This window comes from Paenibacillus sp. PastM-3 (genome assembly GCF_029893965.1).
Taxonomy (GTDB): Bacteria; Bacillota; Bacilli; order Paenibacillales; family Paenibacillaceae; genus Paenibacillus_AQ.
Map to the genome: position 1 here is coordinate 35,194 of NZ_JARXXP010000002.1, position 20,815 is coordinate 56,008.

A 20,815-nucleotide genomic window follows, 5' to 3' on the forward strand; every position below is an offset into this window, starting at 1 on the left:
CCTGTATTTATAAATGATTGTATTATTTCTTTACAGAATTAGCAGCCTTAGCCGCCTCACTATCAATAATCTCTTTGAGATAGTCCAGCAAACCATCCTTAAGCTCCTCATGCTGCAGCGCATAATGAATAGTTGTCTGGATAAAACCCATCTTCTCACCGACGTCATGCCGTCTGCCTTCGAAGTCATAGGCAATAATCCGCTCCACGTCACTCAAGCGTGCAATCGCATCTGTAAGCTGGATTTCGCCGCCTACGCCGACCTGCTGTTCGCCCAGCATATCAAAAATGCGCGGAGTCAGGATATAACGTCCCAGGATTGCCAGATTGGACGGCGCGTCTTCACGCTTAGGCTTTTCAACCAGCCGGTTAGCTTTGTAGACACGGTCTGCCAGCTGAGTGCCGTCTACAAGACCGTAACGGGATACTTCTTCCCACGGTACAGGCTGCACCCCGACAATGGAAGACTTATATTCTTCGTAGACTTCGATCATCTGCTTCAAACACGGTTTATCCGCTTCGACGATATCGTCACCGAGCAACACGGCAAACGGTTCGTTGCCGATGAACTTGCGGGCGCACCAGATCGCGTGTCCGAGGCCACGCGGCTCTTTTTGACGGATGTAATGGATGTCAGCCATCTCCGAAGACTTGCGTACAGACTCCAGCAGCTCCCACTTCTGCTTCTCCGCCAGGTTAAACTCCAGCTCAAACGAATTGTCAAAATGGTCTTCAATTGCCCGCTTGCCCTTGCCCGTTACAATGATGATATCCTCAATCCCGGAAGCAACGGCTTCTTCGACAATATATTGGATCGTCGGCTTATCTACAATCGGCAGCATTTCTTTGGGCATTGCTTTGGTTGCAGGCAAGAAGCGGGTACCCAGACCAGCTGCGGGAATAATCGCTTTACGGATTTTCATGACATAGCTCCTTCTGTTTCAGTTCTTTAGCGCCGCTACAATTCTCGTGAAGCTGGCATAATAAATTTCATTATAGCAGTTCACGGAGGTTTTTGGCAGTTATATTGTTATATGCTAGGAATTAAGGCGGTTTATACAAAAAGAGCCAGGAGGCGCTCAAGTTCTGGCATAGCTGCCCTTGAGCGGTCCTGGCTCTATATAATAATTAGACTTACTTGGCGTTAACCAGCTGTCCGCGTGTTACACCAAGCTGATTAGTCGCCTTAAGGCTCTTCCAGACCTGGGTACCGGAGATTTCACCGCGCAGGGCACGTGTGTAAAGGCTGATGACCTCTGCCACCTGTTCCGGCGTTTCTTCCAGGAACTCCACCCGGAAGGAGGATACACCCAGGTCACGGAAATTATTCAGATATTCTGCACCGGACTGCTCCACTGCATTATATACCGTGTTGCGGCAGCCTTCGTCCACACGGACAGGATGGGACATGCCGATCCGGTCCTGCAGAGAAGCGCGCTGCTCTTCGCAAGGGCGGCCGCAGTTCGTGTAGTTTGTGCCTTCACTCATAAAGGTACAGTATACACAATGCTCGGTGTGGAACATCGGCAGATGCTGATGAATCACGACCTCCATACGCGAGGTATCACTGCGTCCAAGCAGGTCGACCATCTGCTGAATGTTCAGGTCATAGGAAGGTGTTACTGTATCCAGACCGGCTTCGAGGAACAGGTCAACCGCTTTGTGGTTGGCGATGTTCAGCGAGAAGTCACCGATTAGGCGAGGATGCTGTGCATCCGGGTGCTCCATCCGGTGCTTGAGATAGTAGTACAACGCGCCTGTATTGCGTACCAGCACGGCATCCGGCTGCAGCCGCAGGATATTGGCGTGGTAGCCGTTCTCGCCCGGCATATGGATGCGCGGCGTGGCCAGCGCGATGCTGGCTCCCGCAGCCCGTACAGCGTCTACCGCTGCCGGGAACTGCTTGATGAACTCGAAGTCGGCGTAGATGTTCTTTACGCCGGCTTCGAGCGCAGCCTGCACCTGCGGCAGGCTGCGGCACAGCGCGGTAAGCTCCGCTTCACCGCGCGGAGCGGCGTCGCCCCTGCGGGCAGCGTCGCCGTAAACCTCTACCGCCCGTTTCACGTAGACGGGCGGCTTCGGGCGCTCGCCGGCAAGCAGCTCCACCGCCTGGCGGCGGATGCTGTTCAGCTCGCGCATAGGCACGATCACGTCGCCTTCCAGATGCGACCGAAGCGCCTCAAGCTGGAACACGGTCCCGCCAAGGCGGCCGAATTGTTCTTCCAGCAGGGCGGTGTCCATCGGGCGCTTCTGCGCGGGCTCCAGCAGCAGCTCCGAATCCACGCGGACCGTAACGTTCTTCTGAACGTCGGTCCACCAGGTGGCCAGCGGCTCGCCTGCGCGGCCCTCGACCTTCACATGTACCGGGAAGACGCGGTACGGCTTCTCGGTTTCATAGGACTGGCGCAGCGATTTGTCGAGCGCCGGATCATTCGTCTTCCAGATGCGGTCACCGACATGCAGTCTGCGCAGATCCACATCGTTACGGCCGGGCACGATATCGACGATCCAGCCTTCACCGGCTTCGCCCTCAAGCTTCACGCCTTTGCGGCGCAGGTCATAGACGCGTCCGCCTTCTTCCTTCTTGGTCGGATCGCCGGCGTCAAATACAATGCCGTCTCCGCGTTTGAGCGGAGCATGGATGCGGCAGACTACGCCATCGCGCAGAATCTGCTCGACTGTGCCCATGTACACGCCGCGGCTTTTTGGAAAAGTCCCGTCCACCAGCTTCTTATTATTCGTTCCTTCGAGGAACCCGTGCGTAAAGCCGCGGGAAAAGCTCTGCTGCAGCTCCCGCATATCCTCCTTGGAAGTCGGCGACCAGTTGCCTTCAAAATACCGGTCGATCGCCTTGCGGTATTTACTGACTACGTTCGCCACATATTCCGGGGTCTTGAGCCGGCCTTCGATTTTGAAGGAGGTTACGCCCGCCTCAATCAGCTCAGGCATCAAATCGATCGCCGCCAGATCCTTGGGAGACAGCAGATAGGTCACATCACCCATCGGCTGAACAACGCCATCCACCATCAGATCATATGGCAGACGACAAGCCTGGGCACATTCACCACGGTTCGCAGACCGGCCGCCCCACATTTCTGAGGTCAGGCACTGACCCGAATAGGAGACGCACAGCGCACCGTGCACGAATACTTCCATCGGCAGGCGGGCTTGATCCCCGATGGTCTTGATCTGCTTCAGGTTATTTTCACGTCCAAGCACCACACGTTCCATACCCCAAGGCTTTGTAAATTCTACCGCTTCCGGGGAAGTGATCGTCATTTGTGTAGAACCATGAATCGGGAAGTCCGGAGAAATCTCGCGGATCATCCGCACCAGCCCCAAATCCTGCACAATTACTGCATCCACACCTGCATCAATACAAGCGTCGATCAGTTCCTTGGCATCCGCCAGCTCATTTTCAAACACCAGTATATTAAACGTCAAAAAGCCCTTCACTCCATAGCTATGAAGAAACGCCATAATCTCCGGCAGCTCGTCCATGCGGAAGTTGTTGGCTCTCGCCCGTGCATTAAACTTCTCTACGCCAAAAAAGACCGCATCCGCACCGTTCGCCACTGCTGCACGCATACAATCCCAGTCACCGGCCGGAGCCAGCAGCTCCACGTCTTCTCTGCGTATTCCTTGCTCGTTCATTTATATCCTCCCAAACCGCTGTTTTGCGGGTCATTTCCAAACCTTTAACTTATTAATTGTATCAAATATCACATCTGTTCGCCATCCGTTTACCAACATTTATCTTGGAAGAATCAGAGCTGATTCAAGCCGGAAATATTAAAAAGACACCTTTATCCACGCCGGCAGCGTTAAAAGGAGTCTTAGGCTTTTGCAAAAGTTGAAGTTTGACCAAACACCATCGAGTGCTGTATTGCTAATCTCAACTCAGCCAGTTCATAATCATCGCATAATCCGAAACGACAAACACGAGCAGGCTGACTACACCAAAAGCGATCGCAAATTTATTCTTCTGGGGAGCGCGGAGCAGACGGATGACACCAATAAGAATCAGAATGGTAAAGGCAATCATAAAGAGATCAAAGGTATGAAATTTAGACGGTTCTTGTACAGCAGCTTCTGCCAGCAGCATGGCATTACCTCCTCAAAAGGGTTGACAAGCAGGTTCATCTAATCCATATCTACCCTTATGTTATCGCTACCAATTGCCCGGCGCAATAGAAAATCGCTAAAAAAGCTGTAATTGTTGTAAAAAATTATTATTCGGCGCTATTTTCCAGTGATAAATGTGATTTTCTTAATTGAACGCCACAAACGGATACCCGCCTGCAGCGTTCTGAGTTACAGCCTATCTTATCTCGCCGGTACAACGTAATTCATCTGCAAAAGAAAACCGCTGCTCCGCTCTATACCGTCGTCTCAGACTCCTGAAGCTGCATTGCCTCCGTCCGCTCGGTATCACGGATCAGAATCGGCTTCAGGTATCTGCCGGTATAGGACTCCTCGACGGTGATCAGCTTCTCCGGCGTGCCTGTTGCCAGTACTGTTCCGCCGCCGCTGCCGCCTTCCGGCCCCATATCAATGATATAGTCTGCCGTCTTGATGACGTCGAGGTTATGCTCGATGACCAGTACGGATTCGCCGGAATCCACCAGGCGGTGTAATACCTCCAGCAAGCGGCCGATATCGTCCACATGCAGACCGGTTGTCGGCTCATCCAGAATGTAGAGCGTCTTGCCTGTGCTGCGGCGGTACAGCTCGGAAGCCAGCTTCACACGCTGCGCTTCGCCGCCGGACAGGGTCGTCCCAGGCTGGCCGATGTTGATATAACCGAGGCCGACATCCAGCAGGGTCTGCATTTTGCGGTGGATTTTCGGTATGTTTTTGAAGAACTCGGTCGCATCCTCTACTGTCATTTCCAGTACATCGGCAATGCTCTTGCCTTTATATTTGACCTCCAGCGTTTCCCGGTTGTACCGTTTGCCTTTGCATACTTCGCAAGGCACGTACACATCCGGCAGGAAGTGCATTTCAATCTTGATAATCCCGTCTCCGCGGCAGGCCTCACAGCGGCCGCCCTTCACGTTGAAGCTGAAACGGCCCTTCTGGAAGCCGCGAACCTTAGCCTCGTTGGTCTTCGAGAACAGGTCGCGGATATCATCGAATACGCCGGTATAAGTAGCCGGGTTGGATCTCGGAGTGCGCCCAATCGGCGACTGGTCGATCTCGATCACCTTATCCAGATTCTCGAGGCCGCGGATTTCCTTATGCAGACCCGGACGCACCTTCACGGCTCTGTTCAGCTGACGGGCAAGGCTCTTATACAGAATTTCGTTCACCAGTGAGGACTTCCCGGAGCCGGAGACCCCGGTAACCGCGGTAAAGACGCCCAGCGGGATCTTCACATTAACGTTCTTCAGGTTGTTCTCTTTAGCGCCGCGGATTTCGATCCATCGGTCATCCGTGGCCCGCCGCTTGGAGGTTACCGGAATGAACTTGCGCCCGCTGAGATATTCTCCGGTGAGCGAATTCGGATCGTTCATAATCTCCTGCGGCGTACCCTGGGCAATTACGCTGCCGCCATGAATTCCCGCGCCGGGGCCGATGTCGATGATATAATCCGCAGCCATCATCGTATCCTCGTCATGCTCAACTACAATCAGTGTATTTCCGAGATCACGCATATGGGCTAAAGTGGAGATCAGCCGGTCATTATCACGCTGATGCAGGCCGATGCTCGGCTCATCCAGAATGTACAGGACGCCCATCAGACTGGAGCCGATCTGGGTTGCCAGCCTGATCCGCTGCGCTTCCCCCCCGGAGAGTGAACCGGCCGCACGGCTGAGCGTCAGATAGTTCAGACCGACATTAACCAGGAAGCCAAGCCGGCTGCTGATTTCCTTAAGGATCAGGTGGGCGATGGCTGTTTCTTTTTCATTCAGTACAAGGTTTCCGAAGAACTCCTGGCAGTCCCCGATGGACAGGTCTGTAACATCCGCCACATTCCGGTTGTTGATGGTTACAGCAAGGATTTCCTTCTTCAGGCGTTTCCCTTTACATACATGACAAGGCTTGGCGCTCATAAAGCCTTCGATAAACTCGCGGATTCCTTCCGAAGCTGTATCCCGGTATCTCCGTTCGAGATTAGGAATAATGCCTTCGAAGGCGACAAGCGCATCCTTCTTCTGGCCAAAATCATTTTCATACCGGAAGCGGATCTTCTCGCTGCCTGTTCCGTACAGCAGCTTGTTCATCTGATCCGGCGTCAGCGTGCTCACCGGCACGTTCTGGGGAATCTTGAAATGCTCACAGACCGATTTCAGAAACTGCGGGTAGTAGTTGGAGGTGCTGCCTGTCCAGGCCAGAAAAGCACCGTCCTCCACCGACTTCTCCGGGTCAGGAATCAGCAGGTCCGGGTCGACAACCATGTTTACTCCAAGTCCGTCACATTCAGGGCAAGCCCCGAAAGGACTGTTGAAGGAGAACATCCGCGGAGCCAGCTCCTCGATGCTGAAGCCGCACACCGGGCAGGCAAAATTCGAACTGAACAGCAGCTCCTCCTGGCCGATAATATCGACCAGAATCTGGCCGCCGGACAGCTTGAGCGCTGTTTCGAGGGAATCCGTCAGCCGGGTCTGCACATCATCCTTAATGACGATACGGTCAACTACAACTTCTATAGTGTGTTTTTTGTTTTTTTCCAGCTCGATCTCTTCGGTAACCTCACGCAATTCCCCATCCACGCGTACGCGGACGAAACCTTGCTTAGAGATGTCGCTGAACAATCCTTTATGCTCGCCTTTGCGGCCGGAAATGACCGGGGCCAGGATTTGCAGCCGGGTCTTCTCGGGATATTGCATAATCCGGTCCACCATCTGCTCTACTGTCTGCGAGGTAATCTCGATGCCGTGATCCGGGCAATGCGGGTGGCCAATCCGGGCGAACAGCAGGCGCAGATAATCGTAAATTTCGGTTACCGTCCCCACCGTTGAGCGCGGGTTGCGGCTGGTTGTCTTCTGGTCAATTGAAATTGCCGGGGACAGGCCGTCGATGGAATCGACATCCGGCTTCTCCATCTGGCCGAGGAACTGGCGGGCATACGCGGAAAGAGACTCCACGTAACGCCGCTGCCCTTCAGCATAGATCGTATCGAACGCCAGCGAGGATTTGCCGGAGCCGCTAAGTCCCGTCAGCACAACGAAGCGGTCCCGCGGGATCGTTACGTCGATGTTCTTGAGATTGTGCGCTCGCGCGCCTTTGATTATGATGTTTTCGTTCGCCAACGGTAAAACCTCCAATTTTAAATGCGGAAATATTTTGGGAAAACATTTTCGATCCCTCCCAAACCCTCCCTTAGCCAAGGGAGGGCCCCAAGGGTTGCACCCTCTGGACACCCGCAAGGTTTGGCGAGGGAGCCGGGTTGGTTGGACTTAGTTACTGTGGTGCTGGGATCGCTTGTCCCTGCGGGACCGCTGGAACTTCGGCGCTCCGGGGGCTGTTCCTTCGGAATGCGCCAAGAGCTTTAACTGCAGAGCTGTCCCTTCGGGATGCGCAAGTGCCCAACTGCGGGGCTGTTCCTCCGGAATGCGCCAAGAGCTTTAACTGCGGAGCTGTCCCTCCGGGATGCGCAAGTTCCTTAACTGCGGAGCTGTCCCTTCGGGATGCGCAAGAGCTTTAACTGCGGAGCTGTCCCTTCGGGATGCGCAAATACATAGAGCATTAGCAATAATGTGTTCCGCTTATCTAAAAAGAACGGCCGGGAAAGAGCCGTTCTGTTGAATACGTGGTGTGACCTTACTCGGCGCGCAGCTCCAGCAATGCGTCGCGCAGCTCGGCGGCGCGCTCGAATTGCAGGTTCTTGGCGGCGTCCTTCATCTCGGCCTCCAGACGCTGCATCAGGCTCTGCTTGTCTTTCTTGCTCAGCTTGCCGCCCACGCCAGTGAGATACTCGGCTTTGGACTCGGCCACCTTAGTGGCTTCGATGATTTCACGGATCTTCTTGTTAATTGTCGTTGGTGTAATGCCGTGCTTCTCGTTATAAGCGATCTGGATGGCCCGGCGGCGCTCGGTTTCACTGATGGCCTTCTCCATCGAATCGGTAATACGGTCCCCGTACATAATGACCCGGCCGCCCGAGTTACGGGCCGCACGACCGATTGTCTGGATCAGGGAACGCTCCGAACGGAGGAAGCCCTCCTTATCAGCGTCAAGAATAGCAACCAGGGATACTTCGGGAAGGTCAAGACCTTCTCTTAACAAGTTAATACCCACAAGGACATGGAACGTACCGAGCCGGAGATCGCGCAGGATGGCCATCCGTTCGAGCGTCTTGATGTCGGAGTGCATATATCGGACCTTGATCCCGATTTCCTTGAAGTAATCAGTCAGATCCTCCGACATCTTCTTGGTCAGCGTGGTCACTAATACCCGTTCGTCCCGTGCCACACGTTCACGGATCTCATTGATCAGATCATCGATCTGTCCTTCCGTCGGCCGGACCTCGATAATAGGATCGAGCAGGCCGGTAGGCCGGATGATCTGCTGTACCATTGTTTCGCAGTGCTCCATCTCGTAGGGTCCCGGCGTTGCCGAGACGTACACAATCTGGTTCACCTTGTCTTCAAATTCTTCAAACTGCAGTGGCCGGTTGTCCAGCGCGGACGGCAGGCGGAAGCCGTGCTCAACAAGCACTGTCTTACGCGCCCGGTCACCGTTATACATGGCCCGGATCTGCGGCAGCGTAACATGGGACTCATCAATTACAATCAGCATGTCGTCCGGGAAGTAATCCAGCAGCGTGTACGGAGTCGCTCCCGGTTCACGGAAGGTCAGCGGCCCCGAATAGTTCTCGATCCCGGAGCAGAAGCCGACCTCCTTCATCATCTCAATATCGTAGCGTGTCCGCTGTTCCAGGCGCTGGGCCTCCAGCAGCTTGCCTGCATCCCGCAGAACGGCCAGACGCTCCTCCAGCTCCCGCTCAATATTGACCAGGGCGACTCGCATCGTCTCTTCCTGGGTAACAAAGTGAGAGGCCGGAAAAATCGCAATGTGATCACGCTCGCCGATCAACTCTCCGGTCAGCACATCAATTTCGGTAATCCGCTCAATCTCATCACCGAACAGCTCCACCCGGATCGCATGCTCCCCCTGGGAAGCCGGGAAGATTTCGACCACATCACCGCGTACGCGGAAGGTACCGCGCACAAAGTTCATATCATTGCGCTGATACTGGATATCCACCAGCCGGCTCAAAATCTGGTTGCGCGGCTTCTCCATACCGACACGTAAAGAGAGCAGAAGGCTGCCGTATTCCTGCGGCGATCCGAGACCGTAAATACACGATACGCTCGCCACAATAATAACATCACGCCGTTCAAACAGTGAGCTCGTTGCGGAGTGGCGCAGCTTATCTATCTCTTCATTAATGCTGGAATCTTTCTCGATGTAGGTGTCGGAGGAGGGAATGTAGGCTTCAGGCTGATAATAATCGTAGTAGCTGACGAAGTAATCGACGGAATTGCTTGGAAAAAACTCCTTGAATTCACTGGCCAGCTGTGCGGCAAGCGTCTTGTTATGCGCAATAACCAGTGTAGGACGGTTAAGCTTGGAAATCATTTGTGCAATGGTAAAGGTCTTGCCTGTACCCGTTGCTCCCAGCAGCGTCTGGTGTTTCTTACCCTGCCGGATGCCGTTCACTAATTCTTCTATGGCATGAGGCTGATCGCCCTGGGGTGTATACTCGGACTCCAGTTTAAAAGTCTTCGTACTGACGACAATATCACTCATTTGCCCGTCTCCCCTCTATCGTCTAAAATATATTAATATACTATAATTGTTGTCTGTTTGTGTTAATCCCATACCGTTTAAAAATATGGAAGATAAGAATGCGTGTTCCCGTTTATTATACAGTGTTGCCTACATGGATGCAAACCATATTATATAGAAATCTAAGGAGACTGATCCTATGGATATCACCTCAATTATCGGCCTCCTGGCCGGACTGGCCGCGCTTATCGGCGGTTTTTTCTGGGAAGGCGGCAACCTGTCGGGACTGCTTCAGCCAAACGCCGCCCTTATTGTATTTGTAGGCACGCTGGCTGCGGTGCTGATCAGCTTTCCCGCCTCCAGACTGCGCTCTGTTCCCGCTGCGCTGCGCCTGGCTTTTGGCAGACAGCCTGATACCAATCTACACAAGGCCCAGGAGCTGATCTCGATGGCAGCCATTACACGGAGGGGCGGTGTTCTTGCACTGGAAAAGCAGGCGGAGGAGCATCCCGATCCGTTTACCCGTGAAGGGCTGCTGCTTATCGTCGACGGCACCGATCCGGACCAGGTACGCCAGATTCTGGAGCTGGATATGGACGCCAAAGAGCTGAAATATGAAGGCTATGCCAAAATTTTTGAAGCTGCAGGCGGGTACGCCCCGACCATGGGGATTATCGGAACCGTCATGGGACTTATTCATGTGCTCAGTAACCTTTCCGAACCGTCAGGTCTTGGTTCATCCATCGCTGTCGCTTTTACAGCGACACTGTACGGTGTAGCCAGCGCCAATCTAATCTTTTTACCCATCGCCTCAAAAATCAAATCCCGCGCCAGTGCAGAGCTAAGCAGCATGGAGATGCTGCTGGTCGGCATACTGTCCCTGCAGAACGGGGATCCGCCGCATCTGGTGCGCAAGAAGCTGAGCTCCTTTATCGCAGATTCACCCAATATAGAGAGATCCTTCAGAGGCCTGTCATGAAGCAGAGGAACCGGCGCACCCGCAAAGCGGATGGACAGCATGAGCCCCGGGACCGCTGGATGATTACCTATGCGGATCTGATTACGCTGCTGCTGATTTTTTTCGTCGTTATGTATGCGATGAGCAGTCTGGATACCGAGAAATACAGGATTGTAACAGGCTCTCTGTCCGAAACGTTCCGGAGCGGGAACCCTGTACTTGATGGAGGAAGCGGTATACTGGACGGAGAGAATGGAATCCAGGACCCTCCTTCCGCAGGAGGGCCAAACGATGGAGGCGGGAATGGGCCAAGTGATTCCGGAAACGGAGGGACTGGCAATACGGGCAGCGGTACAGGTGAAGCACCTTCCGCAGAAGAACAGGATGGCAATGAGCCGCCGTCAGCGCGCGAGCTTGCTTTCCGCGAGCAGGAAGCCAAGCTAAATGCGCTCATGGATGTAATAACAGCTTATGTTGAGGACAATAATCTCGGCGACCAGATCTTTGTGGCGGACAAGCCGCAAGGCATTGCCATTACACTCAGCGACCGCTTTTTGTTCGATGTCGGCCGGGCTGAGCTGAAGCCGCCTGCTTTTCCAGCGCTCCGACAGCTTTCGGGGCTGTTCAGCGGGATTGGCGCATCCATCAGCATCGAGGGCCATACTGATAATACACCTGTATCCGCCGGCTCGCAGTATAACGACAACTGGGATCTTTCGGGGGCACGCGCACTTTCGGTTCTGCGTTTTTTCCTGGACAGCGAAGGGCTTGATCCCGGAACCTTTCAGTATGCGGGATATGCCGACACCCGGCCCGCCTATGACAATGCTACCGCCGAAGGGCGCCAGAGGAACCGCCGGGTTGAGCTGATTGTGCTCAGGCAGCTGCAGGAAGAGGAATAACCGATTCGTTACATCCAAGCGATCAGCAGAATGTAACACCGCCAAATTTTGCGGACAGAGAGCTTGAAATCAGGCTCCTGCTCCTCCTCTTTTCATTTGCACTAATTGGCATGGGTCTGCTGCCGCTTTTATGGAGGATCGCTCCACATCTTTACCCTGAGCTTAACAACTTCCCGAACCTTTATTAATGACAGCTGCGCAGGCAGCACAAAGAGACGGAATCTGTGCAGCATGATTAAACCGCACCTGATCCCGCCTGCTATACTACAGGTACTCCTCCTTCAGGCGAAGGCAGGGGCACCTGTTTTTTATTTGCACAAATTGTATACCGGTTATTCCCCAATCAGTTCGCGGTAAGCAGCCGCATCCAGCAGTCCGGCTACAGCTTCGCTGTACTCAACGTCAAGCTCAAGCTCAAAAATCCAGCCCCCGCTGTAAGGTTCGTCATTAAGCAGCTCGGGACTTGCTTCCAGCGCATCGTTGATCCGGGTAACCTTTCCCGAAACGGGTGAATATAATTCGGAAACTGTCTTTACAGACTCAATGCTGCCCACACTGTCACCGGCCGAAACTGCAGCTCCTACTTCAGGAAACTCCACAAACACGATATCCCCGAGCAAGTGCTGTGCATGATCTGTAATCCCGACCCGTACTACGCGTCCTTCACCCTGCTGAGCCCATTCGTGCTCTTCACTGTACCGCAGGTTGTCTAACACTTCACTCATTTCAAGCCGCCTCATTTCCGAATTTGGTATTGTAAATGTAGTTATAGACTAAAATAACGGCTTGCGCAATGTCAATATAACTGACAGGAAATTTAATTTTGTCGTTTTTTTGACGGTTTTTTGTTGACGCGCGGCCCAATACCCGGTTTAATGGAGACAGCAGATTTGCACGGCGCTACTTAGCGCCGCTTCAGATAATGATTGTTCAGGAATAATATATGGTTTGCGAATGATGGCATAGGGAGAGACTGTCTCCCGAAGACAGCGCCGAAGGAGTAAGCCCCGGGCGGGTGAATCTCTCAGGCAAAAGGACCTGTGCCGGACGCATCTCTGGAGAGCATCAGTCCCTGCACCGCAGCGCGCTGATCACCAACGGGGAAACCTGCCGAAATAGCTCCGGGCGGGGTAACTCTCAGGTACAAAGGACAGAGCGGAACGCTATTTATGCACGTTAAGTGCGTATTTCAGCGACCGTTCTGTCCTTTTTTTGTTGTCATTTTAGACAGGTGCCGGCCCGGACGGGCACGGAACAGCCGCTTTGGCTTGTGTGTAATCAGATCAGGGGAGTGAGCACATGGATGCTTTGAAGAGAACGCCTTTTTACAGCCTTTATTCCGCTTATGCGGAGGCCAGATGCATCGATTTCGGCGGCTGGGAGCTGCCGGTGCAGTTTACAGGGATCGTCAAGGAGCATGAAGCGGTCCGCCAGCAGGCGGGACTATTCGATGTATCGCATATGGGGGAATTCATGGTCAGCGGGAGCGGCTCAGAGGCTTTTCTGCAAAAGATGACGACGAACGATGTCAGCCGGCTGGCTGACGGTGCGGCACAGTACACCCTTATGCTGTATCCGAACTGCGGGGTCGTTGATGACCTGCTTGTCTACCGCCTTGGTGAGGAGCGCTACATGCTTGTCGTCAATGCCTCCAACATTGATAAGGATTTCCAGTGGCTGCAGGAACATTTAACTGCTGAATTCAGCGGAGTGAGCCTGAAGAATGTCTCTGATGATACGCTGCTGCTGGCACTGCAAGGGCCGCTGGCAGAAACGATTCTCCGTGAAGTTACCTCGGCAAATGTTGCTGGGCTTAAGCCTTTCCACTTCATCGAAAAAGCCGAGGTCTGCGGCGTAGAAGTCCTGCTCTCCCGTACCGGCTACACCGGCGAAGACGGCTTTGAGCTGTACGCCCCGGTGGACACGGCCGCCGCTTTGTGGAACGGTCTGCTTGCAGCCGGTGCTCCACACGGCTTGACACCGGCCGGTCTCGGAGCGCGCGACACACTCCGCTTCGAGGCGAAGCTGCCGCTGTACGGCCAGGAGCTGTCAGCAGAGATCACCCCGCTGGAAGCGGGCGTGCAGTTCTTCGTCAAGCTGGACAAAGCCGACTTCATCGGCAAGGATGCGCTGGTGAAACAGAAAGAAGCCGGCCTACCCCGCCGTCTGGTCGGACTTGAGATGATTGACCGCGGCATTCCGCGTTCCCACTACCCCGTATACGCAGACGGTGTAAAGATCGGCGAAGTAACAACCGGAACCCAGTCCCCGACGCTGAAGCGGAATCTGGGGCTTGCACTGATCGATGCAGCCTACAGCGAAATCGGCACAGAGATTTATGTGGAGATTCGCGGCAAGCAGCTGAAGGCCGCTGTAGTCAAAGCACCGTTTTATAAAAAGAGCCAAGGAGTGAAGGCGCAATGAAGCACCGCTATCTGCCCATGACTGAGCAGGACCGCCAGGAGATGATGGAGACTGTCGGGATTCAGTCCATGGAGGAGCTGTTTATCGATATTCCGCAGTCTGTCCGTTACCAGGGCACCATGCCGATGTCGGAGGCGCTGGATGAATACGCGCTGCTCCGCCATATGAAAGAGCTGGCCGACCGGAATGCCAATTTTGATACCCACGCCAGCTTCCTGGGGGCCGGAATCTATGATCACCATATCCCGGTTGTTATCAACCATGTGATCTCCCGCTCAGAGTTCTATACCGCTTATACCCCGTATCAGCCGGAGATCAGCCAGGGCGAGCTGCAGGCGATTTTCGAGTTTCAATCCTACATTTGTGAGCTTACCGGCATGAAGGTGGCCAACGCCAGCATGTACGACGGCGCTACTGCCTTCGCAGAAGCAGCTGTTCTGGCAGCAGGTGCTACAAAACGTAAAAAGCTGATCGTTTCCCGCACCGTCCATCCCGAAGCCCGCCAAGTACTGGCTACATCGGCCGGCGCCTGGGGACTTGAAGTTGTGGAAATTGATTATAAAGACGGCGTAACCGATCAAGCCAAGCTGGCCGATGCAATCGACGCCGATACTGCAGCTGTACTGGTGCAGTCGCCGAACTTCTTCGGAGCGATCGAAGATCTCGGTGCAATCGAACCGCTGATCCATGCGGTCAAAGGATTGCTCGTTGTCAGCGCCAACCCGCTGGCACTGGGCGTTCTGGAAACACCGGGCAAGCTCGGAGCCGACATCGTTGTCGGTGACGCACAGCCGCTGGGCATTCCGGCTTCGCTTGGCGGTCCTACCTGCGGATTCTTTGCTGTAGCGGAGCCGCTGATGCGCCGCATGCCGGGCCGGATTGTCGGCCAGACTGTTGACCGTAACGGTAAACGCGGCTTTGTTCTTACTCTTCAGGCCCGTGAACAGCATATCCGCCGTGAAAAAGCGACCTCCAACATCTGCTCCAACCAGGCGCTGCTGGCGCTCTGCGCTTCCGTCTACCTGTCCGTTATGGGAAAAGAGGGCATGCGTGAGGTCGGCGAGCTGAATATCCGCAAGAGCCATTATGCTGCCGGCAAACTTGGAAAGCTTACAGGCGCTGCTCCGGCATTCACCGCTCCGTTCTTCAATGAATTCGTACTGAAGCTTCCTGAGGGAAGCAGTGTCAGTGAAATCAATTCGAAGCTTGTTAAGGAGGGCTACCTCGGCGGTTACGATCTCGGCCGTGATTATCCCGAGCTGGCCGGACATATGCTGGTTGCCGTCACAGAGAAAAGAAGCAAGTCGGAGATTGATCAATTCGCAAGTGTACTGGAGGGCTGTTTATGAAACCGGAACAAAGTCTGATTTTTGAGCTTAGCCGTCCCGGCCGCTCAGCCTATTCCCTGCCTGTGTGCGATGTTCCTGAGGATGAAGCCATTGATTCACTGATTCCGGCCGGACTGCTGCGCAGCGAGCCTGTGCTTTTGCCGGAAGTATCTGAAGTCGATGTCATCCGCCACTACACTGCCCTTTCCCGCCGCAACTTTGGTGTCGATAACGGCTTCTATCCGCTCGGCTCCTGTACAATGAAATACAATCCGAAGATTAATGAGGATGTTGCCCGCTTCCCGGGTCTGGCCAAGATTCATCCGTACCAGCCGGAAGAGAGCATTCAGGGTGCCCTTGAATTAATGTATACTTTGCAAAAAGATCTGGCCGCCCTGACCGGCATGGATGCCGTCTCTCTCCAGCCTGCTGCCGGCGCCCACGGGGAATGGACCGGCCTGATGATGATCCGCGCCTACCATGAGAGCCGCGGCGAGAAGCGTACGAAGGTTATTGTGCCAGACTCCTCGCACGGCACTAACCCGGCCAGCGCCGCAGCTGCCGGCCTTGAAACCGTAACGATTCCGTCCAACGCCAAAGGCATGGTTGACCTGGCAGCCCTGAAGGCTGCAGTCGGCAGCGACACGGCTGCACTGATGCTGACTAACCCGAGCACGCTCGGCCTGTTCGAGACACAGATTGTCGAGATCGCCGAGATTGTTCACGAAGCAGGCGGCCTGCTGTATTACGATGGCGCGAACTCCAATGCCATCATGGGCATTACCCGTCCGGGCGACATGGGCTTCGACGTTGTGCACTTGAATCTGCACAAAACCATGAGCACCCCGCACGGCGGCGGCGGCCCTGGAGCCGGACCTGTCGGCGTGAAGTCGATCCTGATTCCGTTCCTTCCGCAGCCTACAGTAGTGCAGAACGAAGACAGCAGCTACTCGCTGAACTACGGCGGGCCGGAATCCATCGGCCGGGTCAAAGCTTTTTACGGCAACTTCGGCATTCTCGTCCGTGCTTATGCGTATATCCGCACTTACGGACCGGACGGACTGCGCGAGGTATCCGAGAACGCCGTGCTGAACGCCAACTATATGATGCACCGGCTGGCGCCGTATTTTGAAATCCCGTATCCGGGCGTCTGCAAGCATGAGTTCGTCATGTCGGGCTGCAACCTCAAACAATACGGGGTGCGTACGCTGGACGTAGCCAAGCGGCTGCTCGATTTCGGCTACCACCCGCCTACTGTCTACTTCCCGCTCACCGTCGAAGAGTGCATGATGATCGAGCCGACCGAGACCGAAAGCAAGGAAACACTCGACGGCTTCATCGAAACGATGATCCAGATCGTCAAGGAAGCCCAGGAGACGCCGGAGATCGTCATCAATGCTCCGCACACGACCGAAATCAGCCGTCTGGATGAAACCCAGGCTGCGCGTAAGCCGGTATTGAACTGTTCTTGCGGTTAACCCGATTATGCCTGTAACACAATCAAAGCCGGCCCGGATATTTACATATCCGGGCCGTTTTATCTGCCATCCCACTTACCTATGTAGATTGAACTTGATATAAACATTTAGATCACACTTCAATCTATATCGCCCGTAAGCTTCCTAATAAACTGCAATCTGTCGCTCACCCTCATTTTGCTATAAATATTCTTCAGCACGTTTCTGACCGTACCTTCGCTGATCCCCAGCTCATTTGAAATGTGCAGCGCGCTACGCTCCAGCAGCCACTGCCGGGCTACATCCTGCTCACGCGCACTCAACTTATAATGCTGCAGCCTGGACTCCAGCCGGTATTCACGGATTGCCGGATTGCGCTCCATCCACTTCCCGGTAATATTCTGTGCAATCTGCTGCACGAACGGAATGGCGAACTCAATCTGCTCCTTTTTATGAAAAGAAACATCTACATAGCCATAAATACGGCCTTCCGACTGCACCGGTGCGCAGATGCAATTCCAGTCTGCGAACTTCGGGTCTGAATGCTCCTCACCGCGTACCACGCCGATGCAGCTCATCTCCATCGCCAGTGAGACCGCATTCATCCCAGATTGCTGTCTGCATAGGCTGACTCCTGTACCGAACTCCGTCCGGACCAGCTCCTCCCGCAGCTCCGGCGAGGAACAGACCAGCTCCAGAATGACTCCGTTTTGATCTGTAAGAAACACAGCATACGGAATAGTGATCAGATCTCTGATCCCTTTCATCTCGCTGCGGATGGAAGCAATCATGGCCTCATGGTAGATCTGTTCCTCCGGCTTCATTTCTGAACCCTTCCTGGTCAGGCCTCCGCTTAACCTTTGACGGAATAATTCAAGCCTTTCTTCCGGCAAGTCGGCAGGCCGGCACCAGGCTCTGGTCTTTTCGTAGGTACTCAAAACAATCCCCCCAGTCGCACCCTATTCTAATTATTATAGTACGTAAAAAACTATTTTTCAGTTTCTGATCTATTCCGCCAGTTTTCGACACCAGGCAAATGCTATATTTAATAGAATGTCGTTTTTGCAGCACTATTTGGAATGAAGGAGGAATCACTGTGAGTATTATAGAAGCCCGGGGACTGACCAAGTCCTTTGTGCAGGCTGTGAAAGAGCCGGGTCTGAAAGGCGCGTTCAAGCATCTCGTCACCCCCAGAAGCATTACAAAAGTGGCTGTTCACCCGCTGGATCTCAGCATCGAAACCGGTGAAACTGTCGCCTACGTGGGACCGAACGGTGCCGGGAAGTCTACAACAATCAAGATGCTGAGCGGCATCCTGAAGCCGTCCGGGGGCAGCATTTCTGTAAACGGTATCAATCCGTATAAAAAAAGAATGGAGAATGCCGCAAGAATCGGCGCCGTCTTCGGCCAGCGCACCCAGCTGTGGTGGGACATCCCGATTGTCGAATCCTTTTCGCTGCTGAAGGATATTTATCAGATCCCTGATCCGGTCTACCGGAATAATCTGGAGCAGTTTATTGAGCTCCTGGGCATGAATGAATTCATTCACTTATCCGCCCGGAAGCTCTCGCTGGGGCAGCGCATGCGCGCCGATCTGGCTGCAGCCCTCTTACATAACCCGCCCATTGTCTATCTCGACGAGCCGACGATCGGGCTTGATGTGTCCGTGAAGCAGAAGATCCGCGAATTCATCAAAAAAATCAATCAGGAGCAGCAGACCACCGTCATGCTCACCACCCATGATCTCGGTGACATTGAGGATCTGTGCAAACGGCTGATTATCATCGACCACGGCATGATTATTTATGACGGCAGCCTGAGCGAGGTGAAGTCGCGGTTTGCCCGCAGCCGGGTTATTTTCTTTCAGGTTGGCTCGCCAATGCCGGAGCTGTTCGCAGAGCTGAACCGGACCCCCGGAATCAGGCTTACGCTGCAGAATGATCAGGAATTCTCGATTGCTTTTGACCGGTATGAATATACCGCAAGCGATGTGGTCAGCCGGGTGATGCGCCATGGCGAGGTGATTGACTTCCGGATGGAGGATGCCAACATTGAGCAGGTGATCAAGGCTGTATATGACGGCAATCTCGACCTCAATCAGCAGGCCAAATAAGAAAGGAGGACCCTCACAGCCATGTCTGCCATTTCACTAAAAAAATACAGAAGCATCGCGAACCGCTCCCTGCAAAATGTGCTGGCCTACCGGACCTCCTATGTGATTGGCTTTTTGGCTAATACCGTGAACCTGCTGGCGATCTACTTTTTGTGGCAGGGCATTTACAGCGGCCGCAGCGAGGTGGGCGGATTCACCTGGGATCAGATGAAGACCTACCTGCTGGTCACCTTTCTGGCCAACTCTGTGCTCTCCTGGTATTCCGAGACATCCATCTCCGGTAAAATCCTGGACGGCAGCGTAGCGATGGATCTGCTGAAGCCGCTTGATTTCCAGAGCGCCCGATTCTCGGAGACGCTGGGAGCCAGTCTGCTGGAGGGCGGGATGAGCGCAGTTCTGCTGACGCTTTTTGCTTCCTTCCTGTCCGGCATTACCCTGCCGCATTCGCCGCTTGTCTATGTGCTGTTTGTCGTAAGCCTGCTCTGCGCCATCCTGGTTAAGTTTGGTGTGGTGTATCTGGCGGCATTGCTCTGCTTCTGGTCAACCGGCTCGATGGGCATCGTCTGGACACGGATTGCCGTCACTAACCTGCTGTCCGGTGCGCTTGTGCCGCTGGCCTTTTTCCCGGACTGGCTGGAGCGTCTGGCCCTGTGGCTGCCGTTTCAGAGCATCATCCATACGCCGACGATGATCTTTCTGCAGCAGGCCGGTACGGCCGAAAGTCTGAAGCTGATCGCTTTGCAGGCGTTTTGGGGGATCGCCCTCTGGTTCGCCGGCAAGGCGATGTGGAACTGGGCAGTCCGCCAGGTAACGATTCATGGAGGTTAGAATGAAAGGAGTGAGGACCGGTGCGGGTATCACGGATGTTCTATCTGTACAGGCGGCTATATGTACAGCAACTCAAAGCTATCCTCGAATATAATAAGGATTTCTACATATTAATGTGTTCCGCCGCGTTAACCCAGGTGCTCGGCTTTGTGTTCCTCTGGGTAATCTATGACCGGATTCCTGACATCAACGGCTGGGCGTTTTGGGAAGTGACGTTTATGTATGCGATGATTTTTGTGACGGAGGGCGTCGGCTCACTTTTCTTTGAAGGCACCTGGCGGATGAGCCGGCTGGTTAATCTGGGCGAAATGGACCGCTACCTGCTGCGTCCGGTGCCTGTTGTGCTGCAGGTCTTCTGCACAGGGATCGGGATTAATGGCCTCGGCAACCTGCTGATCGGCGGAGTCATCATCTGGCAGTCGCTGGTCCATGGCAATGTGAACTGGACTCCAGGTAAAATCGCCATTATCCTCCTGCTCCTGATAACGGCGGTGATTATCCGCGTATCAATCAATCTGGCAGCCAATTCAGCCGCCTTCTGGATCAAGAATGCCGGCAACGCCTTTCCGCTGATGGTCCATAACCTGGCCGATCTGGCCAAGTACCCGCTGTCGCTTTTTCCGCAGGCGATCCGTGTATTTGTCTCCAGCGTGCTGCCGTATGCTTTTATCAGCTTCTACCCGGCTACTTATATTTTCGGCAAAAGCGGCTGGTCCGGCTGGTGGATGCTGGCCCCGGTAGCCGCACTGGGGAGCATGGCAGCGGCGTACGGTATCTTCCGTTTCGGGCTGTCGCGTTATGAGAGTACGGGGAATTAAGCAGGGTGCAATATACTGATACCGATACAGTTGCTCACCTTTCTCCAAAGCAAGAATTAACGGAATATTGAGGTAAAAACGAAACAATATCAGGCTTTGAGCCGTCAAACATGTGAGGTGATAAAAATGAGGAATACAAGCTGGTTAATATTTTTTTAGTAATAGTCTTTTTAAATACTGACTCAGGAAATTCCTTATCAGCAAAAATAATATCTAACAGCCAACCAGTTACTATCAAGAAGTCAGAACC

Annotated in this window: 15 protein-coding genes and 1 riboswitch; of the genes, 8 read left to right on the forward strand and 7 right to left on the reverse strand. The window is 53.9% G+C overall.

Annotation, left to right across the window (positions count from 1 at the left end; translation table 11 throughout):
* Positions 1-22 precede the first annotated feature (22 nt).
* The 5 genes from galU to uvrB form a co-directional block, all read right to left on the reverse strand.
* Entirely contained in the window at positions 23-922 is a 900-nt protein-coding gene (gene galU, locus M2108_RS04070) for a UTP--glucose-1-phosphate uridylyltransferase GalU (protein ID WP_277468275.1), read from the reverse strand.
* Between the two features lie 211 nt (positions 923-1,133).
* Complete coding sequence (locus tag M2108_RS04075) at positions 1,134-3,653, reverse strand: U32 family peptidase (RefSeq protein ID WP_277468274.1); 2,520 nt, start codon at positions 3,651-3,653, stop codon at positions 1,134-1,136.
* A gap of 241 nt (positions 3,654-3,894) precedes the next feature.
* Positions 3,895-4,104 (reverse strand): hypothetical protein, encoded by a 210-nt coding sequence (locus M2108_RS04080; RefSeq protein ID WP_277468273.1) that lies wholly within the window; start codon positions 4,102-4,104, stop codon positions 3,895-3,897.
* A 274-nt stretch (positions 4,105-4,378) separates the two neighbouring features.
* Positions 4,379-7,255, reverse strand: coding sequence for an excinuclease ABC subunit UvrA (gene uvrA, locus M2108_RS04085; RefSeq protein ID WP_277468272.1), 2,877 nt, complete (start codon positions 7,253-7,255; stop codon positions 4,379-4,381).
* Positions 7,256-7,766: 511 nt separating this feature from the next.
* Positions 7,767-9,758 (reverse strand): excinuclease ABC subunit UvrB, encoded by a 1,992-nt coding sequence (uvrB, locus tag M2108_RS04090; protein WP_277468271.1) that lies wholly within the window; start codon positions 9,756-9,758, stop codon positions 7,767-7,769.
* A gap of 178 nt (positions 9,759-9,936) precedes the next feature.
* Between uvrB and M2108_RS04095 the strand changes: the two genes are divergently transcribed.
* Complete coding sequence (locus tag M2108_RS04095; protein ID WP_277468270.1) at positions 9,937-10,716, forward strand: flagellar motor protein; 780 nt, start codon at positions 9,937-9,939, stop codon at positions 10,714-10,716.
* Positions 10,713-11,597, forward strand: a complete 885-nt coding sequence (locus M2108_RS04100; protein WP_277468269.1) for an OmpA/MotB family protein — start codon at positions 10,713-10,715, stop codon at positions 11,595-11,597. Before M2108_RS04095 ends, M2108_RS04100 begins: the two co-directional genes overlap by 4 nt.
* A 332-nt stretch (positions 11,598-11,929) precedes the next feature.
* Here M2108_RS04100 and gcvH read toward each other — a convergent pair whose 3' ends face one another.
* Entirely contained in the window at positions 11,930-12,322 is a 393-nt protein-coding gene (gcvH, locus tag M2108_RS04105; protein WP_277468268.1) for a glycine cleavage system protein GcvH, read from the reverse strand.
* 229 nt (positions 12,323-12,551) lie between these two features.
* A riboswitch (glycine riboswitch) is annotated at positions 12,552-12,647 on the forward strand.
* A 249-nt stretch (positions 12,648-12,896) separates the two neighbouring features.
* Here gcvH and gcvT point away from each other — a divergent pair.
* The 3 genes from gcvT to gcvPB are packed head-to-tail and all read left to right on the forward strand — an operon-like array spanning position 12,897 to position 16,827.
* The gene (gcvT, locus tag M2108_RS04110) at positions 12,897-14,021 is read left to right on the forward strand and encodes a glycine cleavage system aminomethyltransferase GcvT (protein WP_277468267.1); all 1,125 of its coding nucleotides are present in this window, start codon (positions 12,897-12,899) and stop codon (positions 14,019-14,021) included.
* On the forward strand, positions 14,018-15,370 hold the full coding sequence (gcvPA, locus tag M2108_RS04115) for an aminomethyl-transferring glycine dehydrogenase subunit GcvPA (protein ID WP_277468266.1): 1,353 nt from the start codon (positions 14,018-14,020) through the stop codon (positions 15,368-15,370). Before gcvT ends, gcvPA begins: the two co-directional genes overlap by 4 nt.
* On the forward strand, positions 15,367-16,827 hold the full coding sequence (gcvPB, locus tag M2108_RS04120) for an aminomethyl-transferring glycine dehydrogenase subunit GcvPB (RefSeq protein ID WP_277468265.1): 1,461 nt from the start codon (positions 15,367-15,369) through the stop codon (positions 16,825-16,827). The genes gcvPA and gcvPB overlap by 4 nt, the downstream gene beginning before the upstream one ends.
* A gap of 119 nt (positions 16,828-16,946) precedes the next feature.
* Here the strand turns inward: gcvPB and M2108_RS04125 are convergent, their stop codons facing one another.
* Complete coding sequence (locus M2108_RS04125) at positions 16,947-17,744, reverse strand: LuxR C-terminal-related transcriptional regulator (RefSeq protein ID WP_277468264.1); 798 nt, start codon at positions 17,742-17,744, stop codon at positions 16,947-16,949.
* Between the two features lie 158 nt (positions 17,745-17,902).
* Here M2108_RS04125 and M2108_RS04130 point away from each other — a divergent pair, with 158 nt between their 5' ends.
* Genes M2108_RS04130 through M2108_RS04140 form a run of 3 tightly spaced genes read left to right on the forward strand, consistent with a single transcriptional unit; the run spans position 17,903 to position 20,565 of the window.
* Positions 17,903-18,919, forward strand: a complete 1,017-nt coding sequence (locus tag M2108_RS04130; protein ID WP_277468263.1) for an ABC transporter ATP-binding protein — start codon at positions 17,903-17,905, stop codon at positions 18,917-18,919.
* A gap of 21 nt (positions 18,920-18,940) precedes the next feature.
* Entirely contained in the window at positions 18,941-19,747 is an 807-nt protein-coding gene (locus tag M2108_RS04135; protein ID WP_277468262.1) for an ABC transporter permease, read from the forward strand.
* 20 nt (positions 19,748-19,767) lie between these two features.
* On the forward strand, positions 19,768-20,565 hold the full coding sequence (locus tag M2108_RS04140) for an ABC transporter permease (protein WP_277468261.1): 798 nt from the start codon (positions 19,768-19,770) through the stop codon (positions 20,563-20,565).
* Positions 20,566-20,815: the final 250 nt, after the last annotated feature.

Coding starts and splice junctions, on each gene's coding strand:
- galU (WP_277468275.1), bottom strand. CDS start 922: ATGAAAATCCGTAAAGCGATTATTCCCGCAGCTGGTCTGGGTACCCGC.
- M2108_RS04075 (WP_277468274.1), bottom strand. CDS start 3,653: ATGAACGAGCAAGGAATACGCAGAGAAGACGTGGAGCTGCTGGCTCCG.
- M2108_RS04080 (WP_277468273.1), bottom strand. CDS start 4,104: ATGCTGCTGGCAGAAGCTGCTGTACAAGAACCGTCTAAATTTCATACC.
- uvrB (WP_277468271.1), bottom strand. CDS start 9,758: ATGAGTGATATTGTCGTCAGTACGAAGACTTTTAAACTGGAGTCCGAG.
- M2108_RS04095 (WP_277468270.1), top strand. CDS start 9,937: ATGGATATCACCTCAATTATCGGCCTCCTGGCCGGACTGGCCGCGCTT.
- M2108_RS04100 (WP_277468269.1), top strand. CDS start 10,713: ATGAAGCAGAGGAACCGGCGCACCCGCAAAGCGGATGGACAGCATGAG.
- gcvH (WP_277468268.1), bottom strand. CDS start 12,322: ATGAGTGAAGTGTTAGACAACCTGCGGTACAGTGAAGAGCACGAATGG.
- gcvT (WP_277468267.1), top strand. CDS start 12,897: ATGGATGCTTTGAAGAGAACGCCTTTTTACAGCCTTTATTCCGCTTAT.
- gcvPA (WP_277468266.1), top strand. CDS start 14,018: ATGAAGCACCGCTATCTGCCCATGACTGAGCAGGACCGCCAGGAGATG.
- gcvPB (WP_277468265.1), top strand. CDS start 15,367: ATGAAACCGGAACAAAGTCTGATTTTTGAGCTTAGCCGTCCCGGCCGC.
- M2108_RS04135 (WP_277468262.1), top strand. CDS start 18,941: ATGTCTGCCATTTCACTAAAAAAATACAGAAGCATCGCGAACCGCTCC.